1 protein-coding gene is annotated in these 255 nt (G+C 27.5%); it reads left to right on the forward strand.

All coding sequences use genetic code 11. The features are described 5' to 3' along the window. Window positions 1-255 (forward strand): alpha-1,2-fucosyltransferase (locus AAEY78_RS13990; RefSeq protein ID WP_352339984.1); only part of this gene is annotated, 255 nt, incomplete at both ends.

The following is a 255-nucleotide window of genomic DNA, read 5'->3' on the forward strand; positions in this document are numbered from 1 at the left end:
CTTATATAGTGATAATGCCAATAAAACTCATGGTGTTTGTAATAATGAGTTTTTTGAAAAGTCAATAAGTTATTTAGAAAATGAAGGTGTAATTGGAAATGATTCAATATTGTATATTTTTTCTGATGATATAGCTTGGTGCCGAAATAATCTTAATTTTAAATATAAAATGATTTTTGTTGACGGTAACTCCAACTCACCTGAGATTGATATGTTTTTAATGTCACAATGCGATCACCATATCATATCCAATAG

This window comes from Psychrobacter sp. 16-MNA-CIBAN-0192, assembly GCF_040309565.1.
GTDB lineage: Bacteria > Pseudomonadota > Gammaproteobacteria > Pseudomonadales > Moraxellaceae > Psychrobacter.